Source organism: Sodaliphilus pleomorphus, assembly GCF_009676955.1.
GTDB classification, from domain to species: domain Bacteria; phylum Bacteroidota; class Bacteroidia; order Bacteroidales; family Muribaculaceae; genus Sodaliphilus; species Sodaliphilus pleomorphus.
The window spans coordinates 362,383-382,161 of the sequence record NZ_CP045696.1 but is presented as its reverse complement, the minus strand read 5'-3'; the positions used below and the strand labels follow the sequence as shown (position 1 = coordinate 382,161).

Sequence of the window (19,779 nt, the reverse complement as noted above, 5' to 3'; positions counted from 1 at the left end):
TCATCTTTTCGTTTTGTTCCTAATAAACACTATTTTAACAAATTGTGCGATTGCAGGAAATCGATAAAAGCATTTTGTATTTTGAGGCTTCTATCCTTAATATCTGATTCTACAAAATCAGAGGCGGTTTGCGCAAGATGAACCAATTCATGGATGATGGTACCTTCTTTGGTCTGCCCTCGGCCATTAACAAAGCCCTCATAGTATTTCTTTTTATCTGCAAATCTATAATCTGCTGCTCGAATGTTGATTTTCTTTTCCAAAAGAGATTTATTCCCAAGAGATTCCAAGTTTCTTGCATCTTGCAGAGAGCGCTCGTTAACTTGACGGTTACGGGCAAAGATGTGCTCAATTTCAAATTTGCGTTCCAAAGTCGGACGTTCTTGACTCTTGTCTCGCATTGCCCACCAAGTCAGTATTGATTTGGTAATAGCACGAATGTTGCTAAAGTTGTAGTTATTCCATACATTGATAACGTGTTGTTTATCAAATTTGAAGTCTGCAAATTCCACTTCTTTGCCGTCATACATATTGACTAACTCTGCATACATTGGGGTGCGTAGGGCGTTAACACCAGGATTGGTTAATGCGTAGGTCCAGATGAATGCAATTATAATATCCAAAAAACGACAGAACTTGCTGTCATCAAGCATGTCAGTTTCATCCCTATTGACCATATAGTAAACAGAAACGGCATAAGTCCACATGCCATTAGGTGCATAATTCAATACGAACAAACGCCGTAAGGCATCTTCTGAAAATTTGTCGACATCTTCGTCAAGGACAGCTTTCCAGAAGTTAGCAAGGTCAATGAGGTTGTTGAATGTTTCCTCTTTTTTTAGCAGCGCATACGAATTGCGCTCAAAAAACTTGCGTAGGGCTTCGGTGGTTGTGTTCTTGTTCCCCATCTTGGCACGCTCGTAATACATATATCGTGTAAACAACTCGTCCATCGGTGTGCCAGAAATTGGGTGAAAATAGTTGGTACATAGCACTTCAAGGTCTTTCCATTTGGCAATGAATTCATCCTTTCGATTTTGATTAGCATAGAATTTATAAAACTGAGCCTTGAAAATATCGGCATCTGATAGAGGTTTGCCTCTATCATTCAACGTTGAGAAAATTCTAAGTGCCGTATCTTGTGATTCTGCTTCAATTGGGAGCAAAATGCAGTTGTTCAAGATTCGTATCGGCAAGTATGAGAAATAACCGGGGAATGTATTGAGGAACTCAGCAATCTTACCTTGAAAGAATCTGTAATTAATAGCGTAGTTGCTTTTGTCACTATCCTCAGCATTGCCGGTACGTAAAATTCTAAGGAACTGTTCTTTCTCGTTGTCTGTTGCCACTTCAGAGTCTATTTTCAACTCCGACTTATTAGGGTTGCCAAACTCATCGGTTTTCCAGATACATTTCTCAATCATCTCTTTGGTCTTGATTGACTGCTGATCCATCATGCTGCCATATCTTTCATAGAAAGCTCGAAGGAGTAGCATGAGCGTTGTCAATCGCTGTTGACCATCAATGATTTCTTGTTTCTTGTCTTCATTTTTGAAGGTGACAATGGGTCCCAAGAAATACTCGTCATTTGATGAGTTAAATTTGGTATAATCATTGTCTGGGAACGCAAAGGTAAAAATGTCGTCCCATAATGTTTGACACTCTTTTTCTTGCCAAGCGTAAGGACGTTGGTAGTCAGGGATTAGGAAATCTGCCTTGTTGTCACTAAATAAGTCCTTGATTGATTTCTGATCAATGTTAAGTTTCGACATTTTAATATATGTTTTATTATTATTTTATGCTGCGGAAATGACTTTGTTGAGCTTTTCTTCCAATGTAATCTCTTTAGTCATCGCTGTTTAATAGTACATCTCAATATAGTTGTACGCTTTCTCGAAGACCTCGTTGTCTTTGATTTGGTACTTAATCCGAAGAATGGCTCGTAGCTTCTTCTTGATTTCGCGACGAGCTGTGACACTCTGGAATGCATCGTTGAACTGTCGGATGATATTGACCACTTCATTATCGATGTCGTTCACCACTTGTTCAACAATGATGGGCGTTTCTTCAGATTTGATGCTCTGGAAGAGGTCGGTCAACGCTGCTCTTGCCTGAGCACGCTTGTCCATCGGTTTCTCTATTTCCTTCTCTGCTTCCAGCAATTCACGGGCCATCTGCAACAGTTGTTTCAGGAAGTCAATGCTCGATATCAAGTTCTGCTCCATACGTTCGCGCAGTTCATCCAGCTTGTCGGCAAACTTTTTGAACTTCGGGTCACCCTTATGTACACCCAGTCGAATCTTCAGCATCTTCTCCACCTCGATAATCTTCTTCTCGCGCTTTTTCTCATCTTCCAATACGGAGTCAATGATATCAGCGTCCACAACAAGATCTTCCAGTGGTGTACCTATGTCGATGGTATCAATGTTATTGTGGATAATCTCGATGGTCTTAGCACCGAGCAAAGTCCAAATAAGGTTACCGCCACTTACAGGACGCACACTCTGATATACCTGCGCCAGCCAAGTGTAATCACTTGAATATGGAGCCAGGAATTCGTCTGGAGAAACAATCTCCCAAGCTTTTGCCAGACGTGCGAAGTGGCGTGCGAAGTTTGTCTTCACACCTTCTTCCTTCAGGCATTGCTGGGCAGCCGTCAGTCCTTCCCATCCACCAATGGTGCGGTCAATGCCGGGGAAGAACTGAATACATTCTTGCATGAATGTGGGGATAAGTGCTTTTATCTCGTCCATATTCTTGATGATGGTCTTAACGCTTTCCTCATCGAAGGCAAGGCTCTTGGCTACATCCTCAAACACACCGACAAAGTCTACTATCAATCCGCACTTCTTGTTCTCGTTATAAGTGCGGTTGGTACGACAGATAGCCTGTAGCAGCGTGTGATTCTTCATCGGCTTATCCAAATACATGCACTGTAGGATGGGTGCATCAAAGCCTGTCAGCAGTTTAGAGGTCACGATGACGAACTTTAGTGGTGATAGCGGGTCGCGGAATTGGTCGAGCAACTTCTTTTCCTTGTCGCGGCTACGCTTGTATGCCTTATACTCATCAGCCTTGTCGCCGGCAGTATGCATCACAATGGTTGTCTGATCGTCTGTACCAAGTAAAGCATCAATGGCCTTCTTGTACTTTACGCAGCAGTCACGATTATACACTACTACCTGTGCCTTCATACCCGTTGGCTCGATATACTCGCGGAAGTGGTTGACGATGTATTTGCATACATCATTGATACGCTTGTCTGCCGTAAAGAAGGCCTCTACACTTGTGCGCCGTACCAGTTCTTGCTTGTCTTCCTCGCTTATCTGGTCGGTCAGCGCATCAAACTCTTCCTGAAGCTTTGCCTCGTCAAGGTGCATCTCAACAGGAACCGTCTTGAAGTTCAGCTCCAGCGTAGCTCCGTCATCGACTGAGTCCTGGAAAGTATATTTCGAGATATAGCCATACTCGTCTTCTTCGCTACCGAAGCATGCAAAAGTGTTGTGGTCATTGCGATTGATCGGCGTACCCGTCAATCCGAAAAAGAAAGCATTGGGCAGTGCCGTGCGCATCTTCTTTCCGAGGTCGCCTTCCTGAGTACGGTGTGCCTCGTCCATAAGCAGGATGATATTGTCTCGGTCATCAATCACCTCACCATCGTTTAGGTCACCAAACTTAAAGATAGTAGTGATGAGAATCTTACGCTGGTGAATCTTGGTTTCCAGTTCTTCTTTGGTCGATATGCCATCCACATTCGGGATTTCGGCACGGGTAAAGTCACCTGTAATCTGGTCTTCCAAGTCAATACGGTCATCTACAATTACTACAGTCGGAGCCTTCAGGTCATTCTGGCGGCGTAGTTTCTGGGCAGCGAACACCATGAGCCACGACTTACCCGAACCCTGGAAATGCCAGATGAGTCCTTTCCTCGGACCCTTTCCAGCACGGTATGTACCCAATACTCGCTGCACGATGGCTTCACCACCAAGATACTGCTGATAACGGCATACAATCTTTATCTTCCTGCCACCCGTGGCACCAGTGAAAACCGTATAATAGCGATAGATGTCAAGCACACGTTCAGGTGTAATCAGTGAAATGTAGTTGTGCTCCACATCTTCGAGCGTTCCGTGCCGACGCTCTTCATCGGCAAACCAAGGTCCCCATTTATCCACTGGGCAACCTACACCTGCATATTGCAGTTCGCGTCCTTCGCTGGCGAAAGTGAGGATGTTTGGTACAAACATTTCTGGGATGCTCTTCTGATAGTGAAGGATATCCGTAGCACCATCAGCCCATGTCACAGAAGATTTGACTGGTGTCTTGGCTTCACCAATTACCATCGGTATGCCATTGATGATATATACCAGGTCAAGACGTTTGCCGCCCTCCTTGCTCTTGCGAGGGAACTCCCATTGATTGGTGACTACACAGCGGTTCTCTGACGGTTTGTCGCTGAAGAAGCGGATGTTGATATTCTCGCCATCCTCGCCGAAAGGATAGGAGTTTTCCTCAAACAACAAGCGACGGAAACGGTCATTAGCGTTAATCAACTCTTCATGATTAGTGCCAATGCTACATGCAGCCCGAAGTCTGTAAACCACCTGTGCAGCCTGGTCTTCAGTGATGGGGTTAAGCCGCCTCAGTGCTGTGACAAGCCATTCTGTCACCAGTACTTCGTCAGGCAATCGTGGAACTTCCTGCGGCTCCACATAAATCCAGCCACACTTTCCTGTGGCATTGATGAGCATCTGCTCAACGGTATTTTCTTCATTAAAGTATGCCATAATATGTTGTATTTTTATTTTCGTTTAACATGCGATTCTATATTGCAGGACAGATCCTGATTTATCGGCCTGTTTATAGATGTTTTCAAACCTGTTTTGTCCTTCAATTGGAGGAAGACCTACCATGAAGTTTTCAAGATAATATGCAGGCACTCGTTTCTGTCCTCCAGTTCCAGTCATATTCTTGCTGGCTCTTTCTCTAAAAATCGGCAATCTGGTTAAAGCCAACAACCAATATGGACTAGATACTCCTTCTATAGGTCTAAGAACATGGAACTCTGTGGAACCCATGCCAATGTTATTCGTAAGTCCTTCTGCAATAGCACCTTTGCCATTTTCCATGCAAGGAGTTATCTTTGCGAACAAGACATCTCCATTTTCAAAATACGTAAAGCCCTTCTTGACTTTTCCATATTCTTCATCTGCAACATCCTGAAGATAGCCATTTTCACTAACCGATGGCATTGGTACAAATGAAATATTATCTGTATCTTCTAGATCCAGACTTGGCCTTCTTGGATTTAGTTCGCAACAATCGCCAAGTTTCTTGAGCGGGTATCTTTGAACTGATGATAATGGATTCCCAAACATCTCGATAAATTGCGATTTGAGCCCGTCAAATCCTGATTTGTCGGCCTGACGATAGATGGTTTCAAACTCTTTCTGGCGTTCAATAGACACATCGGCAATAGGAATTTGCCAATACCTATCCATTTTTAAGTTTTGGATGCCAGTTGTCTTATTACCCATGCTTCTTATCACATTCTTATTCATCTGATAATAGTTGAACAACGAATAGAATATAAAAAGGGAGTTGACACCTTCTTTACATCTGAGAAGCTGAGTAAAATTGTTGAACAGATACACTCCATCTTCCTCGAAATAAACGACTCTGCCGACAGGATTTTCATTTGTTCCACCTGACCGTTCTAGTATGATGTCGGCCTTGGAAAGTTTCTTCTTCTCTACCTTTACTGAATCAATATCTCTAGTGACAACATCAGATAAATCCAACTTGCCATTATTAGTGAAGTTGGTTGTTCTAATTACCTTAACACCAGAGCCTTCTTTATCTTCTTGGCCCCATTCACCAGGAAATGAGACTTCAATATAATCTGTAAGTGGCTTTGTCGATTCAACTGTTCCAAACATCTCGATAAATTGCGACATACTATCCAATGAATTTATGGTGAGACAACTTAACATTATTCTGATTCACCATCGCATATTGCAATGTTGTATCGAGACTTTGATGGCCAAGAAGATGCTGGACTTGCTCTATAGGCATTCCTTTATCTATTGCCATTGTAGCGAGGGTACGATGGAACTTGTGAGGATGAACTTTAGGAATGTTCAATTCTCGCCCAAGTCGACGAAGACGTATTTCGACTCCACTGATTTGGAGCCGTTCATTTGGAGCTAACAGCGATACAAACAGAGCTTCGTTCGTGTCCGTTCGGCTATTCACATACTTCTGAAGGTGTATCTTGGTACGAGCATCGAAGTAAACCTTTCGTTGCTTATCGCCCTTACCTGTAACAATACACTCTCTGTTCTGATAGTCTATATCATTTCTATTAAGCCGGACCAGTTCGCCTACTCTCATTCCTGTGGAAGCGAGCAGATCTATTAGAGCAAGGTCACGTATATTGGAGCAATGGTCGCGCATCTGCTCTAAGGCTTCATCTGTATAGGTTTCCTTTACAGTCTTGCCAACTTTTACTTTATGTATTCGCCGTACAGGACTCTTGACGATGTAGTTCTCTTCTTCCAACCATGAGAAGAAGCTTGAAAGAATACGACGGATGTTGTCAACCGTCACCTTACTTGCACCACTTTCTTCCTGATACTGGTTCAAATAGCCTCGCAGGTCGTCGGTGGTGATATGAACAACTTCTTTCTTAATCTTCAATAGCGCATTATTGATGGTGCTCTTGTAGTAGGAGATTGACTTATCTGAGCACCCCTCCACCTTTTTGGCAGAAATGAAATTGTCAATAAGAGCCTGGTTGTTACTTTCTGTGTTTACAGAATCCTTCTTGGTCACGGAAATATTGCGGAAGGTGTAATCAAGCACCTTTCGCAACTGGCTTAACTGCTCATTGTCAAGAACATTGAGCATCGCCTGTTCTATTTCATTAATTAAGTTGTCAATCATACTTTTATATGCTTTGATTATTTAATTAACGTGACCTTGTATTACTTTAATTGTTTATCAAACTCTTATAATAATCCTTTATAGCGTTAAGATATTCCTCTGTTAGCTTTGGATCTACTTTACGGACGGTCTGCTGCTGATAAAGAACCGAAATCTGATCAACAGTTTGCATCAGAATCTGTGTTGCCTCCTTTATCATATCCGGAAGTTGTTCATTAATTCTGTTATTCTGCGAATAGAACTTATTGCGTGAACCAGATGTTACAAAATGACCATCAACCATATCTGGACTGTAGATTATCACATCCGCTGGCTCACCATTTACGGCAGTATAATAAATACAACTCCTTAAATCCCAAGGACCATTATGAACATATTCATTTCTAAATGTCTCAAACTTCCTTACAACCTCTGGATCTGTGAACAACAACCCATTTTGCTTGAGAGATGGATCGATATTCTGTATATTAGGCTTATACATAGCCTTTTCTTTTTTACAATGCATATCCTTATAATTAGTAAAGTCGTATTGGTCAAACATAAATTGCTCAACTGCTATTTTGGAAAGTAAGTCAAATATGGAGGCGTAAGACACAAATATGCTATTCAGAAGTACATGAGCGTGCGTCTCGCGTTCACCTCCTTGTCTAGAACCTGATGTGTATTGCTCAGGCTTATAATTCATCTTGCAAGGCACAAATTTGTAAAATTCTTGCATATATAGCATTACAGCCGATATTCTATCTTGAATAGCAGCCACAAGGCTCCACAAATCATAATAGTAGATAAATTTATTAAATACAGGATGAGTTGCCTTTGTTCTCAACTTCTCGTAAAAAAATTTTGAGGAACATCCTTCGGGATTAATGCCTTCATCGCACACCCACATTGGCATGATAGAAATTACTTTCTCGAATTGGATGTCTTGGAAGAGGAAAGCATTAATACTATCATATAGTCTAATGATGTTGTTATCAGAGAAATCTTCCAGCAATTTTCTACATTCAAAAACTGGATGCAATGGATCATCTGCAATGGCCTTTTCATAAACCTCCCAGTCAAATACATCATCATTATTATTTGAAGATTTATTTTTCATAAATAAAGTTTTAAAGAAATGCACTAAACTCATAATATTAATACTTTTCTGTAAACCTATAGATTTTCGTTGATTAAACTTTTGATTACTTTATCAATAGACACGATTGATTTACGAAGTTCAAATCCTGATTTATCGGCCTGTTTGTAGATGTTCTCAAACCTGCTTTGTTCTTCAATTGGAGGAAGGCCTACCATGAAGTTCTCAAGATAATTTGCAGGCACTCGTTTCTGTCCTCCAGTTCCAGTCATATTCTTACGGGCTCTTTCTCTAAAAATCTGTAATCTGGTTAAAGCCAACAATCAATAAGGACTAGATAGTTCTTCTATGGGTCTAAGAACATGGAACTCTGTGGAACCCATGCCTATGTTATTCGTAAGTCCTTCTGCAATAGCCCCTTTACCATTTTCCATGCAAGGAGTTATCTTTGCAAATAAGACATCACCATTCTCAAAATACGTAAAGCCCTTTTTGACTTTTCCATATTCTTCATCGGTAACATCCTGAAGACAACCATTTTCGCTAACTGATGGCATAGGAACAAATGAAACTTTATCAGTATCTTTGAGAGACAGATTTGGTCTTCTTGGATTCAATTCACAACAATCGCCAAGTTTCTTGAGCGAGTATCTTTGAATTGATGATAATGGATTCCCAAACATCTCGATAAATTGCGATTTCACCATTTCCTCAGTGGCTGCAAGAAGCTTCTTGTATGATTCCTTCAGACGATAAGCCGCCCAAAGCTTATCTGCAAGAAGCTTTTGTTCTCCAAGAGAAGGAAGGGAGAACTCCTGTTCACGAAGGTCTTTCCAATTGATGGTCGGTGATAGACCTCCAACAGAGATTTGGACGGCTCTCTCCATAAACAAGTCGGAGCTCATGAAAAACGGGAAATAGTTCTTATCAATTACTTCTTCGTTTGGTCGAAGCACCATTCCGTGAGCTGAGAATATACCATCAAATGGCGCAATGGCAAGTTTCCTTTGGTATGCACGTCGCTTACCAAACAAGACATCCCCCTTTTTCATGATTAACTTCTCACCAATAGGAGCAACATCAGAACCCCAGCGAGTGATTTCTAAACACTCGCTATCAATGTGCTCCAATCCGATATAATGCTCTTTGTCAGATTCGGTAGGGGTTTTCTTTGCTGTGCTATTGAAAGCTATTTCGTCAAATCGATAGTTCATGAGCCTAACATTTCAATTAAATGGTCTATAGAATTGGTCATCGAAGAATGGCACTTACACCATGTTTCGTATGCCCCTTCAAACGTAATATTTTCCGTTTTGTTTATTTCGCTGATATACACATACTTTTGAATGCTTAAGTCAAAACGATTCTTCTCTATTTCCTCGATGTCAACCAACCGCTTAAAATCTGCTATGTCGTTTACACTTTTGTATGCTTCTATTATTTTCTTGATGTGATTGTCCTCCAAGAAACTTTCGGCATTCTTGCGTGTTACTTCATACTTGGCATTGATGAAGATGACCTTGTCTTTCAATTCTTTTTTCTTTCGATTATTACATATCAAAACACATGCCTCCATTGGGGCGTTATAAAATAGATTTGGCCCAAGGCCTATCACCGCCTCAATCTTATCAGAAAGGACAAACCCTTTCCTGACATCCGACTCTTCATTCCTAAATAATATTCCGTGAGGCAAAAGAATGGCACAACGCCCATGTTCGTCATTCATTGAAGCAATAATGTGCTGAATGAATGCATAATCCGCTCTCCCTTGCGGAGGTGTTCCCCACATATTTCTTCCCCACTTGTCATTTTCAAAAGCCGGACGGTTCCATTCACTTATACTGTACGGCGGATTAGCCAGCACTATATCAAACTTCCTCAAATGGCTTCCATCTACGAAGGCTGGATGTGCCAGCGTATCTTTACGGACAATACTGAAATCCTCCACGCCATTCAGGTAGAGATTCATGCGGGCAATAGCAGATGTCAGAGCATTGATCTCCTGCCCGAACACTTTTACACCTTGCCAAGGCTGTCCCTTCTGACGAAGGAAGTCGAGACACTTCACAAGCATACCTCCACTACCACATGTTGGGTCATAGATGCTCTCGTCTGGCTGTGGCTGGAGAATCTCTGCCATCAGTGTTACCACCGTTCGGTTGGTATAGAACTCCTGTGCAGTGTTTCCTGCATCGTCGGCAAACTTACCTACAAGATATTCGTATGCCTGGCCCATCTCGTCGGCAGGACAGGAAGACAACCCCAGGTTATAGCGAGAGAAGTCTTCAATGAGAGATGTGATGATATGGTCAGGCATCTTATTCTTGTTGGTCCATCCGTCTTTCGGGCCAAAGATACCGTCCAAGCCACCTATGACACGACCATCCGCTTCTTCACCAGGATTGGCCTGTTCAATGGCGATAAAAGCTTCAACTAAACGCTGACCAACATTCTCCGTTACCTCTCGAACATCACGCCAATGGGCTCCGTTAGGAATACGGATGGCCAACTCAGCAGCTTGCATACCAGCATATTCCTCTCCACCTTCTGCTACAAAACCCTCAAACTGTTCGTCATATACATCACTAATGCGCTTAAAGAATAGTAGCGGGAAGATGTATTCCTTATAGCCGGCTGCGTCTATCTGTCCACGAAGACGGGTGGCAGCACCCCAGAGGAATGACTTCAGTTCGTCCAAGGAGATGGTCTCATCTGGTCTTCGGTATTGTGCATTCTTATGCTCTTCCATCTTTCTATGCATTTATAATGTTTCTGAATTCCGCCTCTCGAAGCTTCACTTCTTCGTAAGCAGCCTTGAACGCTGCAAGCACCTCTGCATAAGGCTTGATAGCTTCGCGGTGGTACTGCACATATTTGTTGGGAGAAAGGTCGTAACCCTTGGCTGCAATATCTTCGAGCGTGACCACCTGCGAGAAATCTTCTACGTTCTCATAGTTGATATACAACTCAAACAATCGGTCAACGTCCTTCTGTTCCAAGATGTTCTGGGAACGTTTGGGGGTCAGAATCTTGGTGCCATCAATCATTAGCACTCGCGCACTATGTGCTGCGGGCTTCATCTTGCGAATGATTAGGAAGCACGGTGAAAGACCTGTACCATAGAAAAGTTTGTCACCGAGAGTCACAACAGCTTCCACCATGTCACTCTTCACTAGTTTCTCACGAATGCGACCTTCTTCATTGCCTCGGAAGAGAACACCTTGCGGCATCACCACGGCCATACGACCCTTACCCGGAGCCATCGATGCTATCATGTGCTGAATCCAAGCGTAGTCGCCACACGAGTCGCTGGGCGTTCCCCATATGTTACGACCATATTTGTCGGATGACCATTCCACCGAACCCCATTTCTCCAACGAGAAGGGAGGATTGGCAATCACACAATCGAATCTTGCAACTTCGCCTCCTTGCAAGATTTTCGGATTGCGCAAGGTGTCGCCCTGCATGATGTTGAAATCGCTTGCGCCATGCAGGAAGAGGTTCATCTTTGCGATGGCAGAGTTGACCACATTCTTCTCCTGTACAAAGATGTTCCCACAACACAGGCTGCTATGATTCATGTGGTGGACAGCCTCGATAAGCATACCGCCAGATCCACATGCAGGGTCATAAACACTTTCACCAGGCTGAGGGTCGAGGATGCTGACAAGCAACTGCACCACAGAACGGGGAGTATAGAACTCACCGGCCTTGGCCTTTGAGTCATCAGCAAATTTCTTCAGCAGAATCTCGTAAGCATCACCCATCAGGTCGGTAGGATAGTCCTTGTTGCCCAGCTTGCGAGTGCTCAGATGCTCAATGAGGTCACGTATTTTCCCATCGGAGAGATTCTTCTTGTCCGTCCACTTCTGAGCACTGAACATACTGAGCACACCATAGAGTGTGTCGGGGTTAGCCAACTCTATGCCACGCATGGCACCAACGATGGCAGCACCAAGATTCTCCGTACGTTCTCGCACGTCCTGCCAATGGCAACCGTCAGGGATAACAAAGCGGTGCTGTTCTGGAAGCGAAGCGTATTCTTCATCGCCACCACTTTCCTGAAGCGCATCCAACGTTTCTTCATCATACACATCACTGATGCGCTTAAAATAGAGAATAGGCGTTATATAATCCTTGAAGTTGTCTTGGCTCACAGGCCCGCGAATGATATTGCACGCCTCAAACAGGAAGTTGTACAAGTTCTGTACACCTTCTATTCTCAGCTCCTGTGCGGTCTTGGGCTTGTCGAACAACCCAGTAGATGTTTCTTTCTTTTTTCTTACCATTATTCTAAAGGACGTACTAATTCGTTTACATTAACTTCAAGTACTTTTGCTATTTGCAATAACATCTCCAAATTAGGTTGTGTCGTATTCGTCACCCACTTGGAAATGGTAGCTTGGTCTTTGCCTAATTGCTCAGCAAGCCATTTGTTAGTCTTTTCTTTCTCGGCTAAAACGACCTTGATTCGGTTGAGATGCTTACTATCCATATTATTAATAATGTGTATTCTTGGTGCAAAGTTACATGTTTTTTTGCCAAATATATTCTTCTCATAGATAAAAATGAGTTAAAACCGCAAAATATTTGAAGAAAACGCCAATTTGTCAGCTATAGTGACATGATTGACCTGCATTTTTTACTCGACATCAAAATAAACAGTCATTTGACGGTTTGGCATCTGTTTTGCTGATTTTTTAAATAAAAGAAAAAATATGTCTGACAGTGTAAAATCATGTTTTGATGTTTTTATGAGGGATTCTGTGAATCTTGATCCCGAACGAACAACTACAGCGAGAGCAAGCCGTGACTGGCTTGTTCACAAAATTGAAAACCTTGCCGATAACGGAGAGATACCGCCATTATATAATGGGACTAATCATCTTTTCTTTGGTTCTTTTGCAAGAAATACAAAAATCCGACCGTTAGATGACATCGACATCATGATTGTGTTTGACGCACAAGGATGTACGACAGATGATGTGACAAAGATAACCAGAAAAACATATCCCATATATGTCAATAATCCCCATGCAAAGTTGCTCCCAGATTATTGTGATGGAAATGTTCTTAATTCGAGGAAAATGATTGAGACTATCAAAAGGGAGTTGGGTGCCATTCCCAGTTATAGTAAGGCTGATATACACCGTAACCAAGAAGCAGTAACTCTTCAATTATCTTCTTATGAATGGAACTATGACATCGTCCCATGTTTCTATACCACTACGGGCTTCTTTATTATACCTGATGGCAAAGGGAGCTGGAAAGGAACGGATCCTCGAATAGATCTAAACAGAGTGACCCAAGCAAACCAACGGGTCAATGGGGCATTATTGCCTGCGATAAGACTTATGAAATACTGGAAAAAGGAACATTGGAGAGACGAAGTTAGCTCTTATCTTTTTGAAAACTTGATGATTGATTGGGCTAATAGCTTATACTCATTCCCTATGACATATCCCCAACTTGTTAAAAGTGCTTTAGATGGTTTATCTTCCCTAATCATGAGGGATTATTATGACCCAAAAGGATTTCAGGGCAGCATTAATGATTTGGATTTGTACGACAGAAGAAGATTGGCAATAATGGCATCACAAGATGCCTCTGAAGCTAGTACAGCTATTCAATATGAGCAGAATTACATGACAGAAGCTGCGATAAATAAATGGTTTAAAATGTTTGGTAATGAATTCCCTAGACATGGCAAATAACATAGTAGAATTAGAAAACAGGCAAGAACATATCAATCAGCTCAAAGCAGCACGCCACCTTTATACAAAGGCTGGTAATTATACTACTGCATATGTGGTTATATGCGCGCTAATTCCAATAGTGATATCTATTGGAAGAATCTTCATTGATTCTCTTGCTCCACTAGTTCTTCATACATTGACGGCATATACTTTAGTGTCACTTGTCATGGGATTCCTCCTTGAATCTCGAATTAGTAAGTTTCGAAATACAGCTGCAAAAATACAACAGCTATTCGATAGTGATGTTTTGGGCTTAAAATGGAATGCCTACTTATGGGGGAAAAAACCATCTTTAGAAGATGTCAATGAAAATATTGGTGATTTACCGGATAAAGACTTTATTGATTGGTATGACACTCAAGTTGGGGTTATGACCAAGATGGAAGCAACTCTTATTTGCCAAAGGACAAATCTTGTTTATGATTCAAAGCTAAGAAAAGATTTCAATTCCATTATAAATTTAATTGCGTGGAGTGCCTTAATTCTAATCTTAATTGTTGGCTTTTATAAAAACGAAGGCATGCAAACAGCCATCGTTTTTATAGGTGTACCACTAGTCCCTATCATTAAATGGATTGTATCAACAAGAAAACAAAATCTTGATGATATTGAAGCATGTAAGTCCTTAACTTCCTTTATTGATTGTTGTCTTGAAAAATTGAGAAAGAACCAAAGATCAATAAATGAAAGTGCCTTGTATAGAATACAAGATGGAATATATCATCACAGAAAAACCGCATTTAAGATACCCGATTGCCTCTATAATTATATGAGAAGTGGCCAAGAAAACAGAGTCCATATGATGGTTAATCAACTTAGCCAGTAATAAGAGATGATTTCGTAAACTCTCATAAAATGTTTTTATATTACAGAAGGTCACCTATAGGGCACTTCGGGTGGTCTATGTTCACCAACAAAAGAAAAAGCACCTATAAAATCTTTGCAAGTGCTTGATTTTCAACACGCCAGGTAGGACTAAAACTTATGGCCTCCAGATTATGAGCCGTAAATAACGATTTTTACAGAATCTTACAAAATTCCCCTAACTGAAACAAAAAGTTTACGCATTGTTTACGCAGACCATTCCTCGTATATAGATGAATATCTGCAAGTTAAAATAATTTACAGCCTTGAAAAAAGTAACATTTCTCCCAAATTGTGTTTTCCCTATAGAACACTCCAGACTATTCGTGATAAGTTTTCATTAAAAATAGCTGTTTACGCAAAAACTCCAAATGTTGTTAGTGCAATGAGTGCTTTCATCTCTCTAACGTAAAGATGCATATTCCCGACATTAGGTATTCGATAATAAAACTATCTTTATCATAACTCGCGCAATTATTTTGCGTCAGTTACACATAAAACATTCACAAAATTTAAAAATAGCAGCAACTCACGAAAATATAATACTACAAGCCCATTTTAACCAATTATATTGGCAATGATACAATATAGCCATTTATTCTCCATGTAGGATCGCCAATCTTGAGGTTCACCTCTGAATGGAATAAGTATTTTCACTCAGATAATTGTTGTGTTCCTATTGCCAGTGTCCAGGATTATCCCATGTCAATCCAAATGAATCCTCATATCTGTAATGGTCTGAATGAAATTTATCGAGAGCTGAGATGTATTGTGATACAATGAGTACAGCATCACTCATCGAAGGCAAATTATCTTCTTCCAGAATATCTAAGTATTCTATACTAGATTCATCTTTTAAAATGTCTTTAGCCTTAATAAGAAGTCGATTTATAATTTTTACTTTACTAAGGTTTATAGGATCGTTCTGATTCTTTTTTGAAAAATCCTTAATTTCTATAAACATCGATTTCAGCAAGGGATATATTGTACTATACAATTCTATCTGCTGGTCTGTTGTTCTTTTATTCTTTTGATTCTTAGCCATATTATTTCTTATATTTGGTAGGAATGTAAGTTCGAATCTCATGACTTTTCACATCTCCATCAATATTCCAATACCACCAGCCAGAATTCATGTGAACATTGTCCTTCCTAAGTTCTTCTAGGCAGTTTATGTATTGTCCTAATATCATAACCACATCACCATTATTTGGCATCTCATTTAAGTCAAATTCAGAGAAGTCGTCAAATGGTTTCATGTCACCAAGAATATCATTTGCTTTAACTAAAACCTTGTTGATTAATTTTAGTTTGAATGTATTCATCTCTGCTTTCGGTTCTTTTTTGACCAGTATGGATGTTTCTGCGTAGAAACTATCAAGCTGTGTAGCAACTTTGTCAAAGTTAGCAATTTCTTCTCTTGTCATATTTAATCTTAATTAATTTGGACACATACGAGTGAATTCGATATACTTCTTTTTTATTACCTCAATAGGTTGCCGTTGCTGATTATTGTTACAAGAACACATCAGTTCTAGATCTGAGTCATCCATTATCAAAATACATCTCCTTTGACCAGACCAAAGGTCGACCGTATTTTGAAACATCTGCTTCGACGGCTTGTTTCGCGTGAAAATAATACCGAATCGGCCAAAACTATCCGACATGTAGCGGTTTAATTGATTAATATGTTCTCGCTCTATATCCTTAACATTTTTCAGTTCAAATACAATTTGTTTGCAATCATATGTTTGGTAAATTTCAGCAAGAAAATCTGTACTTGTATTATTATAAAAAATCAAGTCACGTATTTGTGTGCCAGAATCAATCCTACTTTGTTCTTTGGCAAAATCTAAATGAGGAAACAAAAAGGAAGATAGGACCTTGCCCATTAATTCTTCGTATTTCTTATCTGCATTATTAATTTTTCCGGTCGGAAGTGCTTTTATGTCAAGAACCTTTCGATTGGCAGAATGAATAGGGATTTTTGAAAATAAAGGATCATTCTCGCATCTCCCACATTCTCTTTCTTTGAGTGCAATATACTGTTCCACCATATTGAAATTTTTTCGATTGTATTTCAAAACCTCAATACGGTTATTTATACCATCATATTCTTCCTCAATGTTTTTGATTAGATAGTGTTTGAAATAATCATCATAATTCAACCATGGAGAATATCTTAACCATCTTTTGGGCACCAATATAATTGGTTGCTTATTATCTTCATTAATTGGAAGTGTTATCTTCTCATTGATAATTTTGCATGTTTTATAATCATACAACGAAATCTTGCTTAATCTTATTGGAATGCCAAGTCGCTTACATTGATCTATCGTATAATCTATAAGGAACGACTTAATCAGGGAACATGACATGTCACATATTCTGTCTTTTGATATGTTGTCCACAAGAAGTTGAACCTGTTCTAGATGCTTTAGTCCATATTGATTAATCTGCGGTACATCTTTGTAAAGGTCAAGTATGGCTTTGGCTTGCTCCTTTGACATTGGACGTCCCTTTCTTGTTTTTGATGTACCAAGACCAACTTCAGCACATTCACTCAGATATATTATACTTTCAATTGCTTCATCTCGCTTATTACCTACATACATACTTCCAAGTTGGTTGAAGCTTTGCATAATTCCCGCATGTAGCATGTTATCCATTTGAGATGGAGACTTCCACATTAAAAAGGGATCTACATACAGAGGAATATCTTCGTCCATAAACGGAATAGCAAAATCCACTTCGCTTTGCAACAAAGGAATATTATAGTAATCTGAGAGTCTTGGTCTTACAATCATATCATTTCTCTTTTGCTGTGTTTGCCATTATCATCCTCAACCTGAACTTCAGTTTTTTCTGCACAAATTCCTTGAATTCGTTGCCTAATCGTATGAGTACATCTTCTGCAAAAACATGCATCTGGGTAGAGAGAAGATTCGGTATACCATCCATTTCTTGATAATGCTCTTTTGAATGGACTATTCCATCCTCCAGTCGTTCAAATGCTTTTCGTGTATCTAGTCCACCTCCATTATTAAATGTGCCATTCAGGGTCTTCAACTTCGAACTCCTTAGAGATTCCTTTTCTTCAATTACAGCCTTAAGTTCTTCATATGGATTATTTCGATAGCAATAATAAAGCCAGATTTCAAAATCAGGATTGCTGATAATCCATATTGGGGCAGCGCTTTTTCTACTTACAAGAATCCCTTTTAACTCGTCTTTATAGTGGTCTACATCTGTAAACATATAAACAGTATCTACTGCATCTAACTTGATTGTTCTACCCGACATTTTGATAATCCCATCCTTGCAAATTTCCTCGTATGCCGATTGCATCATCTTTGGTGTTAACCCACCAAGACCTTTTTTGGAAGAAACGAAAATTACCTCAACTCCTTTGAATGTATGTTTTCTCTCCAATTCGTTGAGAAAAGTACGCTCACGGTCAGTGCCACCTGATATCACACAAATCAGACTATATGATAACACACCATCTTCTTTCTTGTAGATCGATGGTATTTGTACGGAAGAATCATGCGAAGATATGACAACTTGAGGTGGAACGATAGAATAAGAATGTTCCACCTCAAGTGCTCTTGCACCTGGTTGTTTCTTATATGTCAGTTTCCTGTCCATTCTTCTGAAGCAGATTTATGTAACGGATAGCACCGTATCTACCTTCTTTATATCCACGCATAGGTGAAATGGTGTGATGCTCCTTGAAGTCGTTATGAGAATAAATGATCGATGCACCTTCTTTCTTGTCCACAAACCATATCTCGTCCGAACGAAGTATATCACGTTCGTCTAGTAGTTGCTCTTCATGGGTGGTAAATATCAGCTGACCTACAGTATCAATAGTCTTAGAGAAGAATTCTACGATACCTTTCACCATAGTAGGACTTAGGCAACAATTGATTTCATCCACCACCACCGTCTTTCCCATTTTTGCATAATACAAAGCGGGTAAAAGCGTAAGTGCACGCAAAGTACCATCCGACTGAGAACTAGTGTCCAAATGTCCAACGTATCCATCTTTGCCAATATTGTCAAACATTAGCTGGTAAACTTTCCTCACTCCATCCTCCATACTGATAGACAGAACCGGTGTGTTATTAGCGTTCAACGACATTGATTTCACCTTGTCAATATCCCCAGGTAGAGTATTTGCTAAATTAATGTGATTTTTTGCCCATTGATCAAAATCACTTTCAGCCATATTCATATCATTCACTCCAACTTCAAGGTCATAGATAAGTTTGCGGGCAAACTCCATCATTGGTTTGTTGTCACGTAATAAGTCGATAAGAGTAGGCAGAAATGAATGTACACCAATTATCTCAAGTTGCCCTTTGAACCACTTGGCTGCAAACTTACATCTCGGATCTTGCACAATTGGGAACTCACCATTTAAGGCTAACAATGAAGCCATAGGATTCTTTGCCAGCATTTTCTTTGTTGCCTCGACTATAGCATCATCTACTGTTGTGCTATCTGCAAATGTGACTTTTAGCCTTTTTCGTTCAAAAATAGGTTCTACTTTATTATCTAATGGGAAAGTCTCATACAAGCCCTCTTTTTCGATATCTCTCTGAGAAATTTCTATCTCATAGAAAAAAAATCTGTTCTGGTTTTCAAATTCAATCGCTAAGCAAATGGGAGCCTTCATTGCATCTTCTTTCAACAGATAGAAGAAATTTTTAAGTTCAATGCTTTTGATAAAGTTTTTATTCAAAGCAAATGCTCTAATAAATTCAAGAGCCTTAACTAAATTAGATTTACCCGCGCCATTCGCCCCATAAATAGCCGCCATTTTAAGTACAGGCAATTTGCCAGCCAACATTGAGATATGGCTAGACAGCGAAGTACGCTTCATGTTTGGAAACATGTCAAATTGAACCTCTTCATCAAACGAAAGAAAGTTCTTAAGTATCAATCGGAGCATCATAACACATATAATTATTTTGAAATGAAACTAATATGAGAAATAATGATGTATTTCGAGTGCAAAGATAAGCATTTGTTTTTAATCCGTGAAAATATCACGTGATTTTTTCACGGATATTGTCGGTTTTTAACACTTATATTTAGTTGCATCTGTGTATATATTATAGTTTTTATGAT

15 protein-coding genes and 1 pseudogene are annotated in these 19,779 nt (G+C 40.1%); 2 read left to right on the top strand and 14 right to left on the bottom strand.

What is annotated here, in order from left to right; translation table 11 throughout:
• Window positions 1–29: 29 nt before the first annotated feature.
• The 9 genes and pseudogenes from GF423_RS01560 to GF423_RS01520 form a co-directional block, all read right to left on the bottom strand.
• Window positions 30–1,772: a DUF262 domain-containing protein gene (locus GF423_RS01560; protein ID WP_154326693.1), complete on the bottom strand. Its 1,743-nt coding sequence runs from the start codon at window positions 1,770–1,772 to the stop codon at window positions 30–32.
• 87 nt (window positions 1,773–1,859) lie between these two features.
• Window positions 1,860–4,787 carry a type I restriction endonuclease subunit R gene (locus GF423_RS01555; protein ID WP_154326692.1) on the bottom strand — a complete coding sequence of 976 codons (2,928 nt, stop codon included), beginning with the start codon at window positions 4,785–4,787 and terminating at the stop codon, window positions 1,860–1,862.
• 24 nt (window positions 4,788–4,811) lie between these two features.
• The gene (locus tag GF423_RS01550; protein ID WP_154326691.1) at window positions 4,812–5,957 is read right to left on the bottom strand and encodes a restriction endonuclease subunit S; all 1,146 of its coding nucleotides are present in this window, start codon (window positions 5,955–5,957) and stop codon (window positions 4,812–4,814) included.
• A 1-nt stretch (window position 5,958) separates the two neighbouring features.
• On the bottom strand, window positions 5,959–6,945 hold the full coding sequence (gene xerA / locus GF423_RS01545) for a site-specific tyrosine recombinase/integron integrase (protein ID WP_154326690.1): 987 nt from the start codon (window positions 6,943–6,945) through the stop codon (window positions 5,959–5,961).
• Between the two features lie 46 nt (window positions 6,946–6,991).
• Entirely contained in the window at window positions 6,992–8,077 is a 1,086-nt protein-coding gene (locus GF423_RS01540) for a hypothetical protein (RefSeq protein ID WP_241004963.1), read from the bottom strand.
• Between the two features lie 23 nt (window positions 8,078–8,100).
• Window positions 8,101–9,237: pseudogene (locus tag GF423_RS01535) on the bottom strand (restriction endonuclease subunit S).
• Window positions 9,234–10,772, bottom strand: coding sequence for a type I restriction-modification system subunit M (locus tag GF423_RS01530; RefSeq protein WP_154326689.1), 1,539 nt, complete (start codon window positions 10,770–10,772; stop codon window positions 9,234–9,236). Before GF423_RS01530 ends, GF423_RS01535 begins: the two are co-directional and overlap by 4 nt.
• Before the next feature lie 4 nt (window positions 10,773–10,776).
• Window positions 10,777–12,312, bottom strand: coding sequence for a type I restriction-modification system subunit M (locus tag GF423_RS01525; protein WP_235911647.1), 1,536 nt, complete (start codon window positions 12,310–12,312; stop codon window positions 10,777–10,779).
• Entirely contained in the window at window positions 12,312–12,518 is a 207-nt protein-coding gene (locus GF423_RS01520; RefSeq protein ID WP_154326688.1) for a helix-turn-helix transcriptional regulator, read from the bottom strand. The genes GF423_RS01525 and GF423_RS01520 overlap by 1 nt, the downstream gene beginning before the upstream one ends.
• Before the next feature lie 223 nt (window positions 12,519–12,741).
• Between GF423_RS01520 and GF423_RS01515 the strand changes: the two genes are divergently transcribed.
• Together GF423_RS01515 and GF423_RS01510 are read left to right on the top strand one after the other, a co-directional pair.
• Window positions 12,742–13,737, top strand: coding sequence for a nucleotidyltransferase (locus tag GF423_RS01515; protein ID WP_154326687.1), 996 nt, complete (start codon window positions 12,742–12,744; stop codon window positions 13,735–13,737).
• Window positions 13,727–14,605 (top strand): S-4TM family putative pore-forming effector, encoded by an 879-nt coding sequence (locus GF423_RS01510; RefSeq protein WP_154326686.1) that lies wholly within the window; start codon window positions 13,727–13,729, stop codon window positions 14,603–14,605. The genes GF423_RS01515 and GF423_RS01510 overlap by 11 nt, the downstream gene beginning before the upstream one ends.
• Before the next feature lie 714 nt (window positions 14,606–15,319).
• Here GF423_RS01510 and GF423_RS01505 read toward each other — a convergent pair.
• From GF423_RS01505 to GF423_RS01485, 5 genes are read right to left on the bottom strand one after another with little or no spacing between them, the layout of a single operon-like run.
• The gene (locus GF423_RS01505) at window positions 15,320–15,688 is read right to left on the bottom strand and encodes a hypothetical protein (RefSeq protein ID WP_154326685.1); all 369 of its coding nucleotides are present in this window, start codon (window positions 15,686–15,688) and stop codon (window positions 15,320–15,322) included.
• Window position 15,689: 1 nt separating this feature from the next.
• A complete protein-coding gene (locus GF423_RS01500) occupies window positions 15,690–16,070 on the bottom strand; it encodes a hypothetical protein (RefSeq protein WP_154326684.1) in 381 nt (126 codons plus the stop codon).
• Between the two features lie 12 nt (window positions 16,071–16,082).
• Window positions 16,083–17,450, bottom strand: coding sequence for a DUF8370 family protein (locus GF423_RS01495; RefSeq protein ID WP_154326683.1), 1,368 nt, complete (start codon window positions 17,448–17,450; stop codon window positions 16,083–16,085).
• Window position 17,451: 1 nt separating this feature from the next.
• Window positions 17,452–18,291 (bottom strand): RloB domain-containing protein, encoded by an 840-nt coding sequence (locus GF423_RS01490; protein ID WP_154326682.1) that lies wholly within the window; start codon window positions 18,289–18,291, stop codon window positions 17,452–17,454.
• Window positions 18,269–19,531 carry an AAA family ATPase gene (locus GF423_RS01485; RefSeq protein WP_206113317.1) on the bottom strand — a complete coding sequence of 421 codons (1,263 nt, stop codon included), beginning with the start codon at window positions 19,529–19,531 and terminating at the stop codon, window positions 18,269–18,271. The genes GF423_RS01490 and GF423_RS01485 overlap by 23 nt, the downstream gene beginning before the upstream one ends.
• Between the last annotated feature and the right edge of the window lie 248 nt (window positions 19,532–19,779).

Excerpts from the sequence above, each read along its gene's own strand:
- GF423_RS01560 (WP_154326693.1), bottom strand. The coding sequence starts at position 1,772 with ATGTCGAAACTTAACATTGATCAGAAATCAATCAAGGACTTATTTAGT.
- GF423_RS01555 (WP_154326692.1), bottom strand. The coding sequence starts at position 4,787 with ATGGCATACTTTAATGAAGAAAATACCGTTGAGCAGATGCTCATCAAT.
- GF423_RS01550 (WP_154326691.1), bottom strand. The coding sequence starts at position 5,957 with ATGTCGCAATTTATCGAGATGTTTGGAACAGTTGAATCGACAAAGCCA.
- xerA (WP_154326690.1), bottom strand. The coding sequence starts at position 6,945 with ATGATTGACAACTTAATTAATGAAATAGAACAGGCGATGCTCAATGTT.
- GF423_RS01540 (WP_241004963.1), bottom strand. The coding sequence starts at position 8,077 with ATGAGTTTAGTGCATTTCTTTAAAACTTTATTTATGAAAAATAAATCT.
- GF423_RS01530 (WP_154326689.1), bottom strand. The coding sequence starts at position 10,772 with ATGGAAGAGCATAAGAATGCACAATACCGAAGACCAGATGAGACCATC.
- GF423_RS01525 (WP_235911647.1), bottom strand. The coding sequence starts at position 12,312 with ATGGTAAGAAAAAAGAAAGAAACATCTACTGGGTTGTTCGACAAGCCC.
- GF423_RS01520 (WP_154326688.1), bottom strand. The coding sequence starts at position 12,518 with ATGGATAGTAAGCATCTCAACCGAATCAAGGTCGTTTTAGCCGAGAAA.
- GF423_RS01515 (WP_154326687.1), top strand. The coding sequence starts at position 12,742 with ATGTCTGACAGTGTAAAATCATGTTTTGATGTTTTTATGAGGGATTCT.
- GF423_RS01510 (WP_154326686.1), top strand. The coding sequence starts at position 13,727 with ATGGCAAATAACATAGTAGAATTAGAAAACAGGCAAGAACATATCAAT.
- GF423_RS01505 (WP_154326685.1), bottom strand. The coding sequence starts at position 15,688 with ATGGCTAAGAATCAAAAGAATAAAAGAACAACAGACCAGCAGATAGAA.
- GF423_RS01500 (WP_154326684.1), bottom strand. The coding sequence starts at position 16,070 with ATGACAAGAGAAGAAATTGCTAACTTTGACAAAGTTGCTACACAGCTT.
- GF423_RS01495 (WP_154326683.1), bottom strand. The coding sequence starts at position 17,450 with ATGATTGTAAGACCAAGACTCTCAGATTACTATAATATTCCTTTGTTG.
- GF423_RS01490 (WP_154326682.1), bottom strand. The coding sequence starts at position 18,291 with ATGGACAGGAAACTGACATATAAGAAACAACCAGGTGCAAGAGCACTT.
- GF423_RS01485 (WP_206113317.1), bottom strand. The coding sequence starts at position 19,531 with ATGAAGCGTACTTCGCTGTCTAGCCATATCTCAATGTTGGCTGGCAAA.